The 17,361-nt window shown below is 64.7% G+C and carries 18 protein-coding genes; 10 read left to right on the forward strand and 8 right to left on the reverse strand.

What is annotated here, in order from left to right; genetic code table 11:
- The first annotated feature begins 124 nt into the window (after positions 1-124).
- The 7 genes from K2O51_RS18000 (at position 125) to K2O51_RS18030 (ending at position 6,148) form a co-directional block, all read left to right on the forward strand.
- Positions 125-970: a 3',5'-nucleoside bisphosphate phosphatase gene (locus tag K2O51_RS18000; RefSeq protein ID WP_011297282.1), complete on the forward strand. Its 846-nt coding sequence runs from the start codon at positions 125-127 to the stop codon at positions 968-970.
- A gap of 84 nt (positions 971-1,054) precedes the next feature.
- Entirely contained in the window at positions 1,055-1,678 is a 624-nt protein-coding gene (locus K2O51_RS18005; RefSeq protein ID WP_011297283.1) for an L-threonylcarbamoyladenylate synthase, read from the forward strand.
- 51 nt (positions 1,679-1,729) lie between these two features.
- A complete protein-coding gene (locus K2O51_RS18010; protein WP_011297284.1) occupies positions 1,730-2,395 on the forward strand; it encodes a site-2 protease family protein in 666 nt (221 codons plus the stop codon).
- Positions 2,396-2,406: 11 nt separating this feature from the next.
- On the forward strand, positions 2,407-2,982 hold the full coding sequence (locus tag K2O51_RS18015) for a class I SAM-dependent methyltransferase (protein ID WP_140949022.1): 576 nt from the start codon (positions 2,407-2,409) through the stop codon (positions 2,980-2,982).
- Between the two features lie 137 nt (positions 2,983-3,119).
- A complete protein-coding gene (dapA, locus tag K2O51_RS18020; protein ID WP_140949021.1) occupies positions 3,120-4,004 on the forward strand; it encodes a 4-hydroxy-tetrahydrodipicolinate synthase in 885 nt (294 codons plus the stop codon).
- A 46-nt stretch (positions 4,005-4,050) separates the two neighbouring features.
- Positions 4,051-5,286: an outer membrane protein assembly factor BamC gene (gene bamC, locus K2O51_RS18025; RefSeq protein ID WP_011297287.1), complete on the forward strand. Its 1,236-nt coding sequence runs from the start codon at positions 4,051-4,053 to the stop codon at positions 5,284-5,286.
- A gap of 73 nt (positions 5,287-5,359) precedes the next feature.
- A complete protein-coding gene (locus K2O51_RS18030) occupies positions 5,360-6,148 on the forward strand; it encodes an MBL fold metallo-hydrolase (protein WP_011297288.1) in 789 nt (262 codons plus the stop codon).
- A 107-nt stretch (positions 6,149-6,255) separates the two neighbouring features.
- On the opposite strand, the gene K2O51_RS18035 is transcribed toward K2O51_RS18030, so the two are convergent.
- Together K2O51_RS18035 and K2O51_RS18040 are read right to left on the reverse strand one after the other, a co-directional pair.
- Positions 6,256-6,498 carry a hypothetical protein gene (locus K2O51_RS18035; protein ID WP_011297289.1) on the reverse strand — a complete coding sequence of 81 codons (243 nt, stop codon included), beginning with the start codon at positions 6,496-6,498 and terminating at the stop codon, positions 6,256-6,258.
- Positions 6,499-6,698: 200 nt separating this feature from the next.
- Positions 6,699-7,907 carry a cupin domain-containing protein gene (locus tag K2O51_RS18040; protein WP_011297290.1) on the reverse strand — a complete coding sequence of 403 codons (1,209 nt, stop codon included), beginning with the start codon at positions 7,905-7,907 and terminating at the stop codon, positions 6,699-6,701.
- A gap of 11 nt (positions 7,908-7,918) precedes the next feature.
- On the opposite strand from K2O51_RS18040, the gene K2O51_RS18045 reads away from it, so the two are divergent.
- A complete protein-coding gene (locus tag K2O51_RS18045) occupies positions 7,919-8,443 on the forward strand; it encodes an FKBP-type peptidyl-prolyl cis-trans isomerase (protein WP_011297291.1) in 525 nt (174 codons plus the stop codon).
- Between the two features lie 69 nt (positions 8,444-8,512).
- Here the strand turns inward: K2O51_RS18045 and K2O51_RS18050 are convergent, their stop codons facing one another.
- From K2O51_RS18050 to K2O51_RS18075, 6 genes are all read right to left on the reverse strand, one after another.
- Positions 8,513-9,553, reverse strand: a complete 1,041-nt coding sequence (locus tag K2O51_RS18050; RefSeq protein WP_220631460.1) for a hypothetical protein — start codon at positions 9,551-9,553, stop codon at positions 8,513-8,515.
- Positions 9,550-12,171 (reverse strand): DNA mismatch repair protein MutS, encoded by a 2,622-nt coding sequence (gene mutS / locus K2O51_RS18055; RefSeq protein WP_140949020.1) that lies wholly within the window; start codon positions 12,169-12,171, stop codon positions 9,550-9,552. Before mutS ends, K2O51_RS18050 begins: the two co-directional genes overlap by 4 nt.
- 311 nt (positions 12,172-12,482) lie before the next feature.
- Entirely contained in the window at positions 12,483-12,917 is a 435-nt protein-coding gene (locus tag K2O51_RS18060; RefSeq protein WP_011297294.1) for a universal stress protein, read from the reverse strand.
- A gap of 46 nt (positions 12,918-12,963) precedes the next feature.
- Positions 12,964-14,058 carry a polyphosphate kinase 2 gene (ppk2, locus tag K2O51_RS18065; protein WP_011297295.1) on the reverse strand — a complete coding sequence of 365 codons (1,095 nt, stop codon included), beginning with the start codon at positions 14,056-14,058 and terminating at the stop codon, positions 12,964-12,966.
- 2 nt (positions 14,059-14,060) lie between these two features.
- A complete protein-coding gene (locus tag K2O51_RS18070) occupies positions 14,061-14,276 on the reverse strand; it encodes an HP1242/YdcH family protein (RefSeq protein WP_011297296.1) in 216 nt (71 codons plus the stop codon).
- Between the two features lie 157 nt (positions 14,277-14,433).
- The gene (locus K2O51_RS18075) at positions 14,434-15,258 is read right to left on the reverse strand and encodes an inositol monophosphatase family protein (protein ID WP_011297297.1); all 825 of its coding nucleotides are present in this window, start codon (positions 15,256-15,258) and stop codon (positions 14,434-14,436) included.
- Positions 15,259-15,437: 179 nt separating this feature from the next.
- Between K2O51_RS18075 and K2O51_RS18080 the strand changes: the two genes are divergently transcribed.
- Together K2O51_RS18080 and cysE are read left to right on the forward strand one after the other, a co-directional pair.
- Positions 15,438-16,316 (forward strand): RNA methyltransferase, encoded by an 879-nt coding sequence (locus K2O51_RS18080; protein ID WP_049796405.1) that lies wholly within the window; start codon positions 15,438-15,440, stop codon positions 16,314-16,316.
- A 262-nt stretch (positions 16,317-16,578) separates the two neighbouring features.
- Complete coding sequence (gene cysE / locus K2O51_RS18085) at positions 16,579-17,322, forward strand: serine O-acetyltransferase (RefSeq protein ID WP_011297299.1); 744 nt, start codon at positions 16,579-16,581, stop codon at positions 17,320-17,322.
- Positions 17,323-17,361: the final 39 nt, after the last annotated feature.

The following is a 17,361-nucleotide window of genomic DNA, read 5'->3' on the forward strand; positions in this document are numbered from 1 at the left end:
CCCGACTATACCGCGCGGAAGGCGCCATTCTCCCGACGCCAGCGTTGCCGGCAAGGGCTTTGTGTGGGGGGCAGTGCATGCGTGCGGGCCAGCCCGAAAGCACATACAAGAGTAGAATAGGCATATGCCTGACTTGCAAACGATCAACGCCGACCTGCATTGCCATTCCACCGTGTCCGACGGCACGATGTCGCCACGCGCCGTTGCCGAACGCGCGCATGCCGGCGGCGTGCGGCTGTGGTCGCTCACGGACCATGACGAGGTTGGCGGCCAGGCGGAGGCGCGCGCCGCCGCCGAGGCGCTGGGCATGCGCTATGTCTGCGGTGTCGAGATCTCGGTGACCTGGGCCGGACAGACCGTGCATATCGTCGGGCTGCAGATCGACCCGTTCGCTCCTGAGTTGATCGACGGGCTTGCCGACACGCGATCCGGCCGCGCACGGCGCGCGCGTGATATCGGCGAAGCGCTCGGAAAGATCGGTATCGAAAACGCCTACCAGGGCGCGCTCAAGTACGTTGGCAATCCCGACCTGATCTCCCGCACGCACTTCGCGCGCTGGCTGGTGGATCAGGGCCACTGTGCGACGATCGGCGATGTGTTCAGCCAGTACCTTTCCGAAGGAAGGCCCGGCTACGTGGGCCACCGCTGGGCGAACCTGTCCGACGCTATCGGCTGGATCCGGGCGGCCGGCGGCATTGCCGTGATGGCCCACCCGGGCCGCTACAACTACACCGATACACAGCACGACGCGCTGTTCGACGAATTCACGGCCCTCGGCGGCCGTGCGGTCGAGGTCGTGACCGGCAGCCATACGCCGGATCAGTACCGTCGCTATGCCGACGTGGCGCGTTACTACGGCCTGCTCGCGTCGCGTGGCTCGGACTTCCACGGCCCGGGTGAGGGGCGCGTGGAGCTGGGCGCGTTGCCGCCATTGCCGTCGACGGTGACGCCGGTATGGCACGACTGGTAGTCTCGCAGGCCGCCGGGCAGGCACCGCCGAAAGGACATTGCCGCCGGGCACGAACTTCGTCAGAACCCGTCCCCGAGCCCGGCCATGTCCCAGTACTTCGAAATCCATCCGCAGAACCCGCAGCCGCGGCTTATCAAGCAGGCGGTGCAGATCATCCGCCAGGGCGGGCTGATCGCGCTGCCGACCGACTCCAGTTACGCGCTGGGCTGCCAGCTTGACGACAAGGCCGCCGTGGAGCGCCTGCGCCGGCTGCGCGGCATCGACGACAAGCACCACCTCACGCTGATGTGCAGCGACCTGTCCGAGCTGGGCAGTTTCGCGCGCGTCGACAACCGGCAGTACCGCTGGATCAAGGGCGCTACGCCGGGCCCTTATGTCTTCATCCTGGAGGCCACCAAGGAGGTGCCGCGGCGGCTGTCGCACCCGTCGCGAAAGACCATCGGCGTGCGCGTGCCCGAGCACGCCATCCCGCTGGCGCTGCTGGCCGACGCCGGCGAGCCGCTGCTGACGGCCACGCTTCAGTTGCCCGGCGACGAGGAGCCGATGAACGACCCCGCGGAAATCCGTGCCAGGCTTGAAAAGCTGCTGGATCTCGTCATCTGCGGCGGCCCGGCGCCGGCACAGCCCACGACCGTGATTGACCTGACCAGTGGAGAGCCCGAGCTCGTGCGCCAGGGAAGGGGCGATATCGCACGGTTCGGTCTCTGAATTCGTGCCGCATGTGATGCGGCGGCCAGCCCGCCCGGTACAATAAGTCTCATGGATTCCTCCCTCATTCAGACCTTTGCCGTCTATGCGCTGCCAGTGCTGTTCGCGATCACGCTGCACGAGGCGTCGCACGGCTATGTCGCCAAGCACTTCGGGGACACCACCGCTTATGCGCTGGGCCGCGTCAGCCTGAATCCGGCGCGGCATATTGACCCGATCGGCACCATTGCCGTGCCGCTGCTGCTGTATCTCCTGACCAGCGGCCAGTTCGTGTTCGGCTATGCCAAGCCGGTCCCGGTGGATTTCGGGCGGCTGCGCAATCCGCGCTGGCATGGCATGTGGGTGGCGCTGGCTGGTCCCGTCAGCAATATCGTGCAGGCCTTCCTGTGGGCGCTGATCGCGATCGGGCTGGCCTGGGCGCGCGTGTCGGAGCCGTTCTTCAGCGAAATGGCTCGCGCCGGTGTGCTGGTCAATCTGGTCGTGGCAGCGTTCAATCTTTTTCCGATTCCGCCGCTGGACGGCGGCCGCGTGCTGACCGCACTGCTGCCCCCGCGTGTGGCTTATTCGGTGTCGCGCATCGAGCCGTACGGGATTTTTGTCGTGCTGGCGCTGGTGGCGGCCGGTGTGATCACCTCGGTCTGGATGCGGCCGGTGATCAACCTGCTGAGTTCGGTCGTCGAGCTGATGCTGCGGCCGATCATCATGCTGCTGCAGTAGGGGCGAGGTCCATGCTCGCCCATGCGCCGACCGGCGCTCCGTCCGACTGGGTTACGCGCTGGGCGCACCTCGTGCGGCCAAGCGGCCGCGTACTTGATCTCGCCTGTGGTAGCGGCCGCCATGCACGCTGGTTCGCGCAGCGGGGGTATGCGGTGGTTGGCGTCGATCGCGATGCCGAAGCTGTCGCCGCGCTGCCTTCGCCGATCGCCGGGCGCGTGGAAGACCTGGAGCAGGGCACGTGGCCCCTCTCCGGCGAGGCGGCGTTCGACGCCATTGTCGTCACCAACTACCTGCATCGTCCGCTGTGGGCTCACCTTGCCGCTGCGCTGGCGCCGGGTGGCGTGCTACTTTATGAGACCTTTGCGAGTGGAAACGAGACCGTCGGCAAGCCTTCGCGGCCTGATTTTCTTCTGAATCCCGGCGAACTCCTCGAAGTGGCGCATACGCACGGGCTGCGTGTGATCGGCTATGAAGACGGCGTACTCGAAGTGCCCCGTACGGCGTTTGTGCAGCGCCTGTGTGCGGTGCGCGAGGTGGTGCACACGGCAGGCGGCAACGTGCCGCCACGCTACCCGCTCCCGACCTGAAGCGGCGTCTCCGTTATCCGCGAGAATGCCGCTTCACACGTTGAACCGTTTGGTGTAACCCCTTGTCGGAACATCGGTCGAGGCGGCCGGCTGTTCCGGTACAATCTCGTTATTCGCATCCCGAATTCCCTAACGTTATGACACAGATTACCGGCAGCATTGTTGCCATCGTCACCCCGATGCATGAGGACGGCAGCCTGGATTACCCGGCGCTGCGCGCGCTCGTCGACTGGCACGTGGCCGAGGGCACCGATGCCATCGTGATCGTTGGCACCACCGGCGAATCGCCCACCGTCTCGGTGGACGAGCACTGCGAACTGATTCGCGTGGCGGTGGAGCAGGCTGGCAAGCGGATTCCCATCATCGCCGGTACCGGCGGCAACTCGACCAAGGAAGCCATCGAGCTGACGGCCTTCGCCAAGAAGGTTGGCGCCGACGCCTCGCTCCAGGTCGTGCCGTACTACAACAAGCCGACCCAGGAAGGCATGTACCGGCATTTCCGCACCATTGCCGAGGCGGTGGAACTGCCGGTGCTGCTGTACAACGTGCCGGGCCGCACCGTTGCGGACATGACCAACGACACCATCCTGCGCCTCGCGCAGGTGCCAGGCATCGTCGGGGTGAAGGAAGCGACCGGCAACATCGACCGCGCCGCGCAACTGATCAAGGATGCGCCGGAAGGCTTTGCGATCTACAGCGGTGACGATCCGACCGCCGTGGCGCTGATCCTGCTGGGCGGCAAAGGCAATATCTCGGTGACCGCCAACGTGGCGCCGCGCAAGATGCACGAAATGTGCGTGGCCGCGCTCAAGGGCGACGTGGTGACCGCGCGCCGCCTGCACATGGAACTGATCGAGTTGAACAAGGCGATGTTCGTCGAGGCCAACCCGATTCCGGTCAAGTGGGCTCTGCAGCAGATGGGCAAGATGGAAGGCGGCATCCGCCTGCCGCTCACGCCGCTGCTGGAGTCCAATCACGAGACCGTGCGCAAGGCACTGGCCGCCGCTGGCCTGCTGCGCTGATTTTCCGGCGCACCCGTGCCGTCCCCTCAACTAGGATTGCGTGTCAATGAAACTCAAGCTTAACCGCCGTGGCGCGACGCAAGTCCGCCGCGCCGCACTGGTTGTGCCCGTGCTTGCCGCGGGTGTGATCACGGGCTGCAGCAGCATCAACGATGCGATGCAGCCGGACAAGATCGACTACAAGTCGTCGGCTTCCAAGCGTACGCCGTCGCTCGACATTCCGCCTGACCTGACCAAGCTGGATGGCGATCGCCGCTATTCCGTGCCGGACCAGGGTGGTACGAACACCTCGACGCTGTCGAACTACAGCCAGGCGACCAAGACCCGCGAGGCCTCGCCGACGGAAAACGTCCTGCCTTCGGCGCAGGGCATCCGCATGGAGCGCGACGGCAACCAGCGCTGGCTCGTGATCAGCAACGGCATGCGCGCCGACCAGCTGTGGCAGTCGCTGCGTGGATTCTGGCAGGAAAGCGGTTTCCTGCTGGTCCAGGATTCGCCTGAGACCGGCATCATGGAAACGGACTGGGCGGAAAACCGCGCCAAGATTCCGCAGGACATCATCCGCAATACGATCGGCAAGGTGTTCGACGGCCTGTACTCGACGTCGGAGCGCGACAAGTTCCGCACGCGCGTCGAGCGCTCGCAGAACGGCACGCTCGAAGTCTTCATCAGCCATCGTGGCGCGCAGGAGCAACTGACTGGCGTCGACAAGTCGACGACCGTCTGGACGCCGCGTCCGGCCGATCCGGAGCTGGAAGCCGAATTCCTTTCGCGCCTTGCGCAACGCCTGGGCGTGCAGAAGGAGCAGGCTAACCAGATGGCCAAGAACCCGACGCCGGTGGGCAACGCCGCAGCGGCTGGTGCTGCCGCCGAGGCGACCGGTGCTGCGGTCGCGGGTGATGCCGCATCGGCCGCCAGCAAGTCCTACCTGTCGCAGGTCAATGGCTCGCCGGCGCTGCAGATTCCCGAGCCTTTCGATCGCGCCTGGCGTTCGGTGGGCCTGTCGCTTGATCGCGTGAACTTCACCGTCGAAGACCGCGACCGTGCCCAGGGCCTGTACTACGTGCGCTACGTCGACCCGCGCACCAACGTCGACAGCCGTGGCTTCTTCTCGAAGCTGTTCACCAAGCCGGATGATCCGAAGACCGCGAAGAAGTACCGCGTGGCGCTCAAAGGCACGGGCTCGGGCACGCTGGTGACGGTGCTCAACGATGCCGGCCAGCCGGAGAACGGCGAAGTCGGCAAGCGCATCCTCTCGCTGCTCGACGAGCAACTCCACTGACACGTGGAGTGCCGGTCGATCGAACGGGCCGCACGGCCCGGTCTACGCGATTTGTCATGAGGCGGGCGCTTGCATGATGCGCTTTGCCTTTCTTGGCAGTGGCAGCGAGGGCAACTCGCTGCTGGTTGAATCCCGCGAAGGAACCACCACTACCCGCATCCTGCTGGACTGCGGCTTCGGCATCCGCGAGACGGCCAGGCGCCTCGAGCGCCTTGGTGTCACGCCTGACCAGCTCGATGCTGTGCTGGTGACGCACGAGCATGGCGATCACGTCGGCTCCGCTTACCCATTCGCTGCCCGGCATGACATTGCTGTGTATACGAGCCATGGCACATGGCTGGCCACCCAGCATATGCGAGGCGCCGCGTTGGCGGACGTGCGCGTCTGCGGTGCAGACCATGTGTTCAGCATCGGCGGCCTGCAGGTGCTGCCCTATACCGTGCCGCACGATGCGCGCGAACCTCTGCAATTCGTGCTGTCCGATGGGGATGCACGCCTTGGTGTGCTGACCGATATCGGAATGGAAACGCCATATGTGACGGCGCGCCTGTCAGGCGTCGACGCACTGGTGCTCGAATGCAACCACGATCGCGAGATGTTGCGCAACTCGGTCTATCCGGCTTCTCTCAAGCGCCGCATCGGCGGAGATCTCGGTCACCTGGCCAACGAGGTCGCGGCAAGCATCCTCGCACAGGTTTCCCATAGCGGACTGAATCGCGTGGTCGCGGCGCACCTGAGCAAGCAGAACAATACGCGTGAACTTGCCACGGCGGCGCTGGCGTCTGCGCTTGGCGCATTGCCGACGGACGTGCTGGTGGCGGATCAGGAAGCGGGGCTGGACTGGCAGTCAGTCCGGGGGTAAGAGGCGATCAGATTTGATGGCCTGAAAGCGCTGGTGGTGGCTAGCGCGGTCGCCGCAGAAACAAAAAAACCGACCCGAAGGTCGGTTTTTTTGTTGGTACGAACCAATTACTGCTTGGCAGCCGGAGCCGAAGCGTCAGCGGCCGGAGCCGATGCGTCAGCAGCCGGGGCCGAGGCTTCAGCAGCCGGAGCGGCCGGGGCTTCAGCGGCAGGAGCCGAAGCTTCAGCGGCGGGAGCGGCAGCAGCCGGAGCGGCGGTGTCAGCAGCCGGAGCAGCAGCTTCTTCCTTCTTGCCGCAGGCGGCGAGAGCAACAGCGGCCAGCAGCGATGCGATCAGGAGAGACTTCTTCATTGTTCGTCCTTTAACTTGTAATAACCAAAAAAACAGGCGATGAATAATTACCGGTAATTATCGCTCTTGAACTGCAAAATAGAGGCTCTCCCGGTGCCGACAAATGCAGTGGTACACAGTACTAGCCAGCCGACGATTATATCCGCGTTTTCCCGGCTTGTGTAGCGTGAAAATTTACGGAATTGCAATGTTACGCATTATTACAGTGCCGCCGGTGAAAGCTGCAACCAGCCCTCTAGTGTCCAGTGATGGAAGGTATCAAGCAGATCCGGCAGGCCGGCACATGTCTCCACTTCCTTTGCGGAAAGTTGCCGATAATCGGCCAATCGACGCAACCACTGTGCCAGTTCCGGCTCAGGCTCGTATGCTTCACCATTCAGGAAGAAATGCGTGTTGTCATAGAGCGCAATCGACCCGGGTGCCAATACGACGCCATGCGCGCGCGCGAGCTTGGCATACTGCCGCATCGGGATATCGGGCACCTGGGCAAACTCGACCGTTGGCTTCGGTTCGGACAGGTAGGTACCCACGAATTCCGACACCATCGCACCGTTCCATTGCAAGGCCTTGAGGCGCTGCGCGACAGCCTTCGCCATGCCGGCCGGCAGTTGCGCGGGATGCTTTGCCGCACGCTCGCCAGGATCCGCATAACGACCGCCGAGGTCTTCGTTGTCTTCGACAGTCTCGGACAGCCACGCAAGGAAATGGCCCGCAAGTTCGCGGTACGCAGGCGCGCGGAAGCCGATCGAGCATGTCATGCATTCGCCTTCGGCAATGCCATCGTGCGCATACTGCGGGGGCAGGTAGAGCATGTCGCCGGGCTCGAGCACCCATTCCTCTTCGGCACTGAAGTCGGCCAGGATCTTCAGCGGCATATCCGGTACGAGATCGAGCTTCGTCTGCGACGAGATGCGCCAGCGGCGCCGGCCCGAAACCTGCAGCAGAAACACGTCGTAGGAATCGAAGTGCGGACCGACACCGCCACCGTCGGTCGCGTAGCTGATCATCAGGTCGTCCAGGCGCGCGTCGGGCACGAAGCGGAACTGACCCATCAGGTCGGCCGCGGCCGCGTCATGGAGGTTGACACCCTGCACCAGCAGGGTCCACTGTTTAGTCTTGATGGTCGGCAGGTTGTCGGCGGCGAACGGGCCGTTCTCGAGCTTCCACCTGTTGCGGAAGTGCGTCACCAGGCGCGACTCGACTTCGTCCCGGTCGGCTAGCGCGAAAAGCGCCTCGCGCGACACAGGCGGCACAATTTCGGGAAATGCCTGTCGAATCAACAGCGGTTTCCGTTGCCAGATATCGCGCATGAAAGCAGCGGGCGTCATGCCACCTAGAAGGCCCAGCGGTGCATCCGGATCGACGGGGCCAGGTGGCAGGGCGTGCGCGTATAATGCGGAATCGTTCATGGAGTCAAGAATTGAAAATCGCTAAGAACACGGTGGTGTCCGTGGTGTACAAGCTGTCGGATGCGCAAGGCAATCTGATCGAGGAATCGGATGAGGCCATGGTCTACTTGCACGGCGGCTATGATGGCACGTTCCCCAAGATCGAGGAAGCACTCGACGGCCACGACACTGGCTTCGAGACTCAGTTGCAGCTGGAACCCGAAGACGCATTTGGCGACTACGACGCCGACCTCGTCAAGGTCGAGCCGCGCGACCGTTTCCCCGAGCCGCTCGAAGTCGGCATGCAGTTCGAAGGCATGCCGGAGGATGGCGATGAAGAAGACTCCGTCATCTACACCGTGACCGATGTGGCCGAAGACAAGGTGGTGCTCGACGGCAACCATCCGCTGGCCGGCATGGCGCTGCGCTTCTGGCTGAAGGTGTCCGAAGTGCGTGAAGCCACGGCCGAGGAAATCGAACACGGCCACGCGCACGGCGCATCGGGCGTCGAGGTGGCCGATGAAGATGACGACGACACCCCGCGTACGCTGCACTGAGATCTCGCGAAAGCGATGTCAGCAAAAGAGCCGGTCATGCCGGCTCTTTTGTTTTATGGCGAGCGCCGGCTAATTTCCGACTCCATCCTTCAGCACCACGCTGAACGGCGAGGCCGCTTGCGGTGTCACGATCAGTTCAGTCCATTGCGCCGTCGTGCCGGCCGGCAGCGCCACGCGCGTGAAGTTTTGCATCGCCTTGCCCGTGGTATCACGCAATGGCTTGTCGGTGCGAAAACCATTGCTGCTCGCGTGCACGAGCAGCACCTGCCCTCGATAGCGGCCAGCCATTTCGCGCAACTGTCGCTTGAACTCGAGGTAGCCATCACGCGGGCGCCGGCGCATGAATCCGTCAAGCAGCGACGGCTTGCCGCGTTTCTCCCAGCCGTTGCCAAACTGCGGATCGCCATGTGCGACGATGATGAGCCCCGTCATGCCATGCTGCTGCGCGATCGAGAACGCGCGCGCGAGCCATTGCCGGTTGGCCTCACGACGATCCTCAAACTCCCCGTTGCGGCCACCTTCGTTACGATAGTGGTTGTTGTCGCCAGGAACATTCAGGCCGACCAGCAGAATATTGCCGAGGCTGATCCGCACATTCTCGCGGAAGCTGCGGAACATGGCCTGGTCCGACTGCCGCACGACGGCACGCGGATGCCTGCCCAGCGTGGCATCCTCCGGAAAGAACAGCTCGCGCAAGCGGTTGAGCCGCTCCACGGCATCGAAATTGCCATTGACCGGCAGGTGGCATTCGGCCCAGTCGGTTTCGCCAGGCACGTACACCAGCGGCAGCGGCGACTGGTCGAGCAGGTGTTGCCGCGCCTGCAGCACCGCATCGCCGCATGACTCCGTATCGCCCTTGATACCGCCTGCATGGACAACGAGGTCCAGTTTGCGCTCGGCCAGCAGGTCGAGGAGGGCGGCGAAGCGGTCTTCGGCTGCCGGCCATTGCGGTAGGTCCGCCAGCAACGCGATGCGGATGGTCTCCGGGCCAGTGGTCTTGCCCGCGCGGCGGGCTGGCGCGGCGGCGGACACTGACATGGCGGCCAGCAACGGCAGCAATGCGGCAATGATCAACGCCCGGCCACGGAGCCGGCTGCCCGAAGCATTCATGCGGCGTCGACAACCTCGCCAGCCAGCACCTTGAGCCGGTAGAGCGCATCCAGCGCAGCACGTGGAGTGAGGCTGTCCGGGTCCAGATCCGAGAGCGCGTCGAGCACAGCTGCCTGTTCGGGCAGCAATGCGACTTGCACAGGTTTTCCAATGCTGACAGGCTCGTCGTCGTCGCTCGTGTCAGGATGTGGCGGCGGGGCGAACAGGTCGAGCTGCGGCGTCGGCGTGGCATCGGCCGACTGCTGTTCGAGCCATGCGAGATGCTTGCGTGCGGCGCGAATCACGGGCTGCGGCACGCCGGCGAGCTGCGCGACCTGCAAGCCGTAGCTTTGGCTGGCGGGGCCGTCCTGCACCGCGTGCAGGAAGACAATGCCGTCGCCATGTTCAACGGCCGACAGGTGCACGTTCGCAGCCTGCGGGAACTCCTGCGGCAGTTGCGTGAGTTCGAAGTAGTGGGTTGCGAACAGCGTGTGGCTACGGTTGTGCGACAGCAGGTGGCGTGCGATCGCCCAGGCCAGTGCGAGCCCGTCGAAGGTCGAGGTGCCGCGCCCAATCTCGTCCATCAGCACCAGGCTGGCAGGCGTGGCGTGGTGCAGGATCGCCGCCGCCTCGGTCATCTCGACCATGAACGTAGAGCGTCCGCCCGCCAGGTCGTCGGCGGCGCCGATACGCGTAAAGATGCGGTCCACGGGGCCGATCACTGCGCGCCGGGCCGGTACGTAGGCGCCCACGCAGGCGAGCAGCACGATCAGCGCGGTCTGCCGCATGAAGGTCGACTTACCGCCCATGTTCGGGCCGGTGATCAGCAGCAACTTGCGCGCCTCGTTGAGCTGGCAGTCGTTGGCGATGAATGGCACGGATTCGGCAGCGAGCTGGCCTTCCACCACGGGATGGCGGCCCTGCACGATGTCGATCACGTTGTCGCCCACGCGCTCCGGGCACGACCAGTCCAGCGTCTGCGCGCGCTCGGCCAGCGAGGCCAGCACGTCAAGCCGCGCCAGAGCACCGGCCACGCGTTGCAGTTCGCCGATATGCGGCAGCAGCGCCTGCAGCAGCACGTCGTAGAGCTGCTTCTCGCGCGCTAGCGCACGGTCCTGCGCCGACAGCGCCTTGTCCTCGAAGGCTTTCAGCTCGGGCGTGATATAGCGTTCAGCGTTCTTGAGCGTCTGGCGCCGGCGGTAATCGTCGGGCACCTTGTCGGCCTGGCCGTTCGTGACTTCGATGTAGAAGCCATGCACGCGGTTGTACTCGACACGCAGGTTGGCGATGCCGGTGCGGGTACGCTCGCGCGATTCCAGGTCGACCAGGAACTGGCCGCAGTTCTCGGAAATATCGCGCAGCTCGTCGAGTTCCGCGTCATAGCCGCGCGCGATCACGCCGCCGTCGCGCACGACCGTGGCGGGCTCCTCGGCGACCGCGGAGATCAGCAGGTCCAGGCAGGCTTGCGGCACGGCGAGTTCGGCGACGGTCAGCGACAGCAGCGAGCTGTCCGGCTCGGCCTGCAGGCACGCGCGCACATGCGGCAACGCGCGCAGCGTATCGCGCAGCGAAGACAAATCGCGCGGGCGCGCGCTCAGCAGCGCCAAGCGCGAGGTAATGCGCTCGACGTCAGCAAGCTTGCGTAATGCGCTGCGCAGGTCGTCGATGCCGTGGTCGATCAGCACGCCGATGGCCTGCTGTCGTGCGCGCGGCAGCGCGGGATCGCGTAGCGGGTGATGCAGCCAGTGGCGCAGCGCGCGGCTGCCCATCGCCGTCGCGCAGGTATCCAGCAGAGAGAACAGCGTGGGCGATTCGCCGCCACGCAGCGTCTCGGTCAGCTCCAGGTTTCGACGCGTGGCCGAGTCCAGCCCGACGAATTCCGATTCGCGCTCGACCTTGATGTCACGCACATGGCGCAGCGACTGGCCCTGCGTGGTCGCCGCATAGTTCAGCAGCGCGCCGGCCGCACCGATCGCGGCGCCGAGCCCGGCGCACCCGAAGGGTTCCAGGCTCGCCACGCCAAGCTGTTCGAGCAGGCGGCGCGTGCCGGCATCCTGGTCGAAGTGCCACTCCGGTAGCCGCGTGCGCGCGCATGCCACGGCAGGCAAATCGATGCCGTCCGCGTAGAGCAATTCGGCGGGGCGGATGCGTTCGAATTCGCGCGCGAGCTGTGCCGCTTCGCATTCCATCAGCCGAAGTTCGCCGCTAGCCAGGTTCAGCCAGGCCAGCCCGGTCTTGCTGACGCCGCGCCGCGTGGTCTGCTGATGGACCGCCATCAGGAACGTATCGGACTTGTCCGGCAACAGCGAGGCGTCGGTCAGCGTGCCAGGCGTGACAATGCGCACCACCTTGCGCTCGACAGGGCCCTTGCTCGCGGCCGGGTCGCCGATCTGTTCGCAGATCGCGACCGACTCGCCAAGCTTCACGAGCTTGGCGAGGTACTGGTCCGCCGAATGGAACGGAATGCCCGCCATGCGGATCGGCACGCCGTTGGAACTGCCGCGCGCGGTCAGCGTGATATCGAGCAGCCGCGCGGCCTTTTCGGCATCGTCGTGAAACAGCTCGTAGAAGTCGCCCATCCGGTAGAAGAGCAAAGTGTCCGGATGGTCCGCTTTGATGCGCAAATATTGCTGCATCATCGGAGTGTGCTTCTCCGCAAGGGGCTTCGCAACTTCCTGATTCAATTCGATTTTCTCCTGCATTCCCTTGTCTGGCGTGGCCTTGCGGCGTAGCCGGCAGCGTAGCCCGCACGACGTTGCGGGTCGTTGCCGTCTCTTCCCCGGCATGTGATTCCGCAGCGCGCGGATGCGCGCCCGGATTGTGTCCGGACGGCCAAAGTAGGGAGTTTACCGCAGGCGGGCTTGTGACCCCAGCGCGTAGGGCCGGGAAATCTGGAGGATGGCCGGCATAGCCGCCGCTATGCCGGTGGAGAGAGGGCGTTGAACCAATATCAGCGGAACACGAGTACCGGAATCGTACTGTGCGTCAGCACCTTCTGGGTTTCACTGCCGAGCAGCAGCCCCGCGATGCCGCTGCGGCCATGCGATGCCATGAAAATGACGTCGCAAGCGAGATGCTGTGCGGAATTGATGATCCCGCGGAACGGCGCCGAGGCTGTCGAGACGTGTCCCGTGCACGGCACGCCCGCCAGTGCCGCGGCAGCCTCGATGCGCGAAAGCTCTTGCCTGGCGGCAGCTTCCATCCGTTGCTGGAACACGTCGCGCTTTTCATGGCTGGAGTCGGTCGACAGGACGTAGGGATACTCTTCCACGGACATATAGGGGGTCAGCCTGGCGCCAGTCGCACGCGCGAACTCAATGGCGGCGGAAACGGCCTTGTGCGAAAGCTCCGAGCCATCGACCGGGAGCAGGATGTGCTTGAACATGGTATTCCTTTCAATGACGGAAAGAGGGGGGGGCGGGAAGGACTGGTCAGTTGGCGAGCGCGCGTCCGACGATCAGCGGGTCCGGCTGGCCAATCGCCGTGGTGTCGCGGTTGCCGTAAGGAAAGCGCGACAGGATGAAGCGCAGCGCATTCAGGCGCGCGCGCTTCTTGCAATCCGAGCGGATCACCGTCCACGGTGCATCGGCGGTGTCCGTATGGGCGAACATCGCTTCCTTGGCGCGTGTGTATGCATCCCACTTGTCGAGCGAGGCGATATCCACGGGGCTCAGCTTCCATTGCTTGAGCGGATGGACCTGGCGTTCCTTGAAGCGGCGGCGCTGTTCATGCCGGCTGACCGAGAACCAGAACTTGAACAAGTGGATGCCGCTGCGAACCAGATGGCGCTCGAATTCCGGTGCCTGCTGCAGGAAATCCTGGTACTCCTGCGGCGAGCAGAAGCCCATCACGTGTTCCACGCCCGCGCGGTTGTACCAGGAACGGTCGAACAGCACGATCTCGCCGGCTGACGGCAGGTGCTGCACGTAGCGCTGGAAGTACCATTGCCCCCGTTCGGACTCGGTGGGCTTTTCCAGTGCGACCACGCGCGCGCCGCGCGGGTTCATGTGTTCCATGAAGCGTTTGATGGTGCCGCCCTTGCCAGCCGCGTCGCGCCCTTCGAACACGATCACCACGCGCTGGCCGGTCTCGCGCACCCAGGCCTGCAGCTTCAGCAGTTCGACCTGCAGGCGGTACTTCTGCTTCTCGTAATTGCGGCGCGACATCAGGTTCTGGTACGGATACGCGCCGTCGCGCCAGGCCGCAGACAGTTCCTCGTCCGGATGCCGGTTGCGGCCGGCCTGCCAGGCGCCCGGGTCGCCTTCGAGGATCAGGCTGCGCAACTGCCCGGCCTCGTCGGGCGAGAGCCCGTCCATCAGCGCGCGGATCGAATCCAGCACGCTGTCCTTGTCCTGATGGGCAAGCACGTCCTGCATGCTGTTCGCCGCGAGCTGGACGGCGGCGCCGATGGCATCGTTCACCTCGTTGCGCTCGGCCGAGCGGGTCGTATTGGTGGGCAGCACGTCGCCGCGTGCGGTGGCGCGGACTGCGTCAGCCGCGCTGGTGTCATGGTTGGTTCCTGCCATGATCAAGCCTGTGTATTGCGCAGGATGGCGTAGAGCTGGTCCTTGAGCTGAAGCTTTTCCTTCTTGAGGCGCTCGATCTCCATGGTGGTGCCGTGCAGGATGCCGGCTTCCATATTGTGGATTTCCTGGTCCAGCTGGTTGTGGCGATCGAACAGCCGTGCGAAATGAGCGTCCTGCGTCTTCAGCAGGGAAATCTGGTCGCGGTATTCAGGGAACATGCGGGGCCTCCTCAGAAATGTGCTATGGCATTCCCATTCTGAGCAAGCACGGCTGCAGCGACCTTGACGTGGATCATCGCGGCCCGACGTCGCGGGCGGCGCAAAAACAAAAACGCCCGCCGGAGTGGCGGGCGCCTTGCGTATAAGAGGCAGGAACTCAGGCCGTGGCGGCGGGCTTGGCGTTGTCCAGCGAGTACGGCGACAGCAGGCGAACCATCTGGGCAAAGGCCTTCGGGTTGCCGGCCAACACTTCGCCTTGTTCCATTTGGCGCGCTTCGCCGGCGTAGTTGCCGACCAGGCCGCCCGATTCAGTGATCAGTAGCATGCCGGCAGCCATATCCCAGGGCTTCAGGCCGCTTTCGAAGAAGCCGTCCAGCCGGCCGCACGCCACATAGGCGAGGTCCAGCGCGGCGGCGCCAGGGCGGCGCAGGCCAGCGCAGCTGCGCGTCATCAGCGCGAAGATTTCCAGGTACTCGTCCACGCCTTCGAGGTCGCGGAACGGGAAGCCGGTGCCGATCAGGCAATCGGCCAGCTTGTCGCGGCGCGTGACGCGGATGCGGCGGTTGTTCAGGAATGCGCCGGCGCCCTTGCTCGCGGTAAACAGTTCGTCACGGGTCGGGTCGTAGACCACGGCCTGCGACGGAACGCCACGATGCAGCTGGGCGATCGATACGGCGTATTGCGGGAAGCCGTGGATGAAGTTGGTGGTGCCGTCGAGCGGGTCGATGACCCAGGTGTACTCGTGCTGGTCTTCGCCCTCGGCCCAGGACTGGCCGGACTCTTCCGCTAGAATGGCGTGTTCGGGGTAGGCAGTGCGGATGATCTCGATGATCGCCGCTTCGGCAGCCTTGTCGACCTCGGTCACGAAATCGTTGTGTTGTTTGCGCGAAACGCGCACCAGATCGACGTCTAGCGACGCGCGGTTGATGATGGAACCCGCCTTGCGGGCCGCCTTGATGGCGATATTGAGCATCGGATGCATGAATCTCTCCAGGCCGCACCGGATTTCCGCCATGGCGCGAACGATTTCGCGCACCGGGGTCCGGGCAGCTGACAACACAACGAATTGTAGAAGAACGTGGGGCGTCGCCATATGTGCTGCAAGCGTCTCGCTGGCAAGCAAAATATCGGCGCCGCGCCGAAGAAGAAGCTGAATTGTATATGAACCCGGCAAACGAGACGAGCCAGGCCGCCGGAACGGCCGCGCTGGCCATGCCTGCGGACGGCATGTTCGCCCGCGTGCGCTTTGTGCTGGTCGAAACCAGCCACCCCGGCAATGTCGGCTCGGTGGCGCGCGCGATCAAGACCATGGGCTTTGGCAGCCTGGTGCTGGTCTCGCCACGTGAGCCTGGCGTGCGCGAGCACCCGGATGCCGTGGCCATGGCCAGCGGCGCTGACGACGTGCTGGCCGGCGCGGTGATTGTGGACAGCATCGAAGCCGCGCTGGAGGGGGCCACGCAGACCGTGGCGATGACCGCACGGCAACGCGAGTTCGGCCCGCCCCGGCTGCTGCCGCGTGACGCTGCCGCACGCGGTGCCGAGTCGCTGGCTGCCCGGGCCGGGGACGAGATCGCATTCGTATTCGGCAACGAGCGCTACGGCCTGCCCAACGACGTCGTCGAGCGCTGCGTGGCGGTGACGCATATCCCCGCCAATCCGGTCTATGCCTCGCTCAATCTGGCCCAGGCCGTGCAGCTCATTGCCTACGAGATGCGCCTGGCGCTGCTGGACCGGGCGCAGGCCGCGCCGGACGACAGTGGCAATATCGGCTATGCTGGTGAGCCGGCGACGGCGGAGCAGGTCGAATCGATGTTCGGCCACCTGCAGCAGGGGCTGGAAGCGATTGGCTTCCTGGACCCGGCCAATCCGCGCAAGCTGATGACGCGCCTGCGGCGGCTGCTCGCACGTGCCGGGTTGGAGCGTGAGGAAGTGAACATCCTGCGCGGCATCGCCAAGCACATGCTGATCGCCGTGCGCGGCGGTCGCACCAAGCCAGAACAATCAGGGCCGTCCACACCGGCCAGGCAAGAGGAACATTGAACCGTGGCGCAGAACCAGGCCCAGACACCGAGTTTCCCCACTGCGACGCGCCGATGCGCGCGCAGGCCGGTGGCTGGTCGCGCGTCCCTGTCCCAGCGATGTTGAACACGCGTCGAAGCCAATGTCCCTGACGGCATCGGGGCCGCAAATCTCTTACACTCCCGGATCCCCGTTTTCACCGGCCAATGACCGCGCCGGCGACCGAGCCCACGGCAGATGCCCGCGCGGCTGGCGCACGGCGCGGCAACACGACACGACCAAGATGTTCTCTCGTCTGAAGGAAGATATCGACACCATCATGCTGCGCGATCCCGCCGCGCGCAGCCGCCTCGAAGTCCTGACCTGCTATCCCGGCCTGCATGCCGTGGTGTTCCACCGCTTTGCCCACGCTTGCTGGAATGGCGGCTTTCATTGGCTGGGACGCTGGATCTCGCACTGGTCCCGCTTTCTCACCGGCATCGAGATTCATCCTGCGGTGAAGCTGGGCCGTCGCGTATTTATCGACCACGGCATGGGTGTGGTGATCGGCGAAACCGCGGAGATCGGCGACGACTGCACGATCTACCAGGGCGTGACGCTGGGCGGTACGTCGCTGTACAAGGGCCAGAAACGGCATCCGACGCTGGGCGCCAACGTGGTGGTCAGCGCGGGCGCCAAGGTGCTTGGCGGTTTCGTGGTCGGTGACGGCGCTCGTGTGGGCTCCAATGCCGTGGTGCTCAAGCCCGTGCCTCCCGGTGCGACGGCGGTGGGCATTCCGGCGCGTATCATCCTGCCCGACGCGCCGACATCGCAGCAGGGTGCGAAGCAGGAGTTCTCAGCCTATGGCATCACGCCTAATGCGGATGATCCGGTGTCTCTCGCGCTCAAGGGGCTGATCGACAATGCAGCCAAGCAGAATGATCGTATCGAGGCCGTACTGGCCGCACTCGATCGCCTGGGCGAGCATCTCGAGAACACGCCGAACGACCGCTTCGATGCCAGCGAACTGCGCAGGCTGATGAAGTAGGCGACAGGCGACGGCGAAGCAAAAAATTAGGGGCAGCCG

The sequence above is a fragment of the Cupriavidus pinatubonensis genome (assembly GCF_019602855.1).
Taxonomy (GTDB): Bacteria; Pseudomonadota; Gammaproteobacteria; order Burkholderiales; family Burkholderiaceae; genus Cupriavidus; species Cupriavidus pinatubonensis.

Excerpts from the sequence above, each read along its gene's own strand:
- K2O51_RS18035 (WP_011297289.1), bottom strand. The coding sequence starts at position 6,498 with ATGAAGAAGTCTCTCCTGATCGCATCGCTGCTGGCCGCTGTTGCTCTC.
- K2O51_RS18050 (WP_220631460.1), bottom strand. The coding sequence starts at position 9,553 with ATGAATGCTTCGGGCAGCCGGCTCCGTGGCCGGGCGTTGATCATTGCC.
- K2O51_RS18015 (WP_140949022.1), top strand. The coding sequence starts at position 2,407 with ATGCTCGCCCATGCGCCGACCGGCGCTCCGTCCGACTGGGTTACGCGC.
- K2O51_RS18000 (WP_011297282.1), top strand. The coding sequence starts at position 125 with ATGCCTGACTTGCAAACGATCAACGCCGACCTGCATTGCCATTCCACC.
- K2O51_RS18040 (WP_011297290.1), bottom strand. The coding sequence starts at position 7,907 with ATGAACGATTCCGCATTATACGCGCACGCCCTGCCACCTGGCCCCGTC.
- K2O51_RS18030 (WP_011297288.1), top strand. The coding sequence starts at position 5,360 with ATGATGCGCTTTGCCTTTCTTGGCAGTGGCAGCGAGGGCAACTCGCTG.
- K2O51_RS18060 (WP_011297294.1), bottom strand. The coding sequence starts at position 12,917 with ATGTTCAAGCACATCCTGCTCCCGGTCGATGGCTCGGAGCTTTCGCAC.
- K2O51_RS18080 (WP_049796405.1), top strand. The coding sequence starts at position 15,438 with ATGAACCCGGCAAACGAGACGAGCCAGGCCGCCGGAACGGCCGCGCTG.
- ppk2 (WP_011297295.1), bottom strand. The coding sequence starts at position 14,058 with ATGGCAGGAACCAACCATGACACCAGCGCGGCTGACGCAGTCCGCGCC.
- mutS (WP_140949020.1), bottom strand. The coding sequence starts at position 12,171 with ATGATGCAGCAATATTTGCGCATCAAAGCGGACCATCCGGACACTTTG.
- bamC (WP_011297287.1), top strand. The coding sequence starts at position 4,051 with ATGAAACTCAAGCTTAACCGCCGTGGCGCGACGCAAGTCCGCCGCGCC.
- K2O51_RS18010 (WP_011297284.1), top strand. The coding sequence starts at position 1,730 with ATGGATTCCTCCCTCATTCAGACCTTTGCCGTCTATGCGCTGCCAGTG.
- cysE (WP_011297299.1), top strand. The coding sequence starts at position 16,579 with ATGTTCTCTCGTCTGAAGGAAGATATCGACACCATCATGCTGCGCGAT.
- K2O51_RS18005 (WP_011297283.1), top strand. The coding sequence starts at position 1,055 with ATGTCCCAGTACTTCGAAATCCATCCGCAGAACCCGCAGCCGCGGCTT.
- K2O51_RS18070 (WP_011297296.1), bottom strand. The coding sequence starts at position 14,276 with ATGTTCCCTGAATACCGCGACCAGATTTCCCTGCTGAAGACGCAGGAC.
- K2O51_RS18075 (WP_011297297.1), bottom strand. The coding sequence starts at position 15,258 with ATGCATCCGATGCTCAATATCGCCATCAAGGCGGCCCGCAAGGCGGGT.
- dapA (WP_140949021.1), top strand. The coding sequence starts at position 3,120 with ATGACACAGATTACCGGCAGCATTGTTGCCATCGTCACCCCGATGCAT.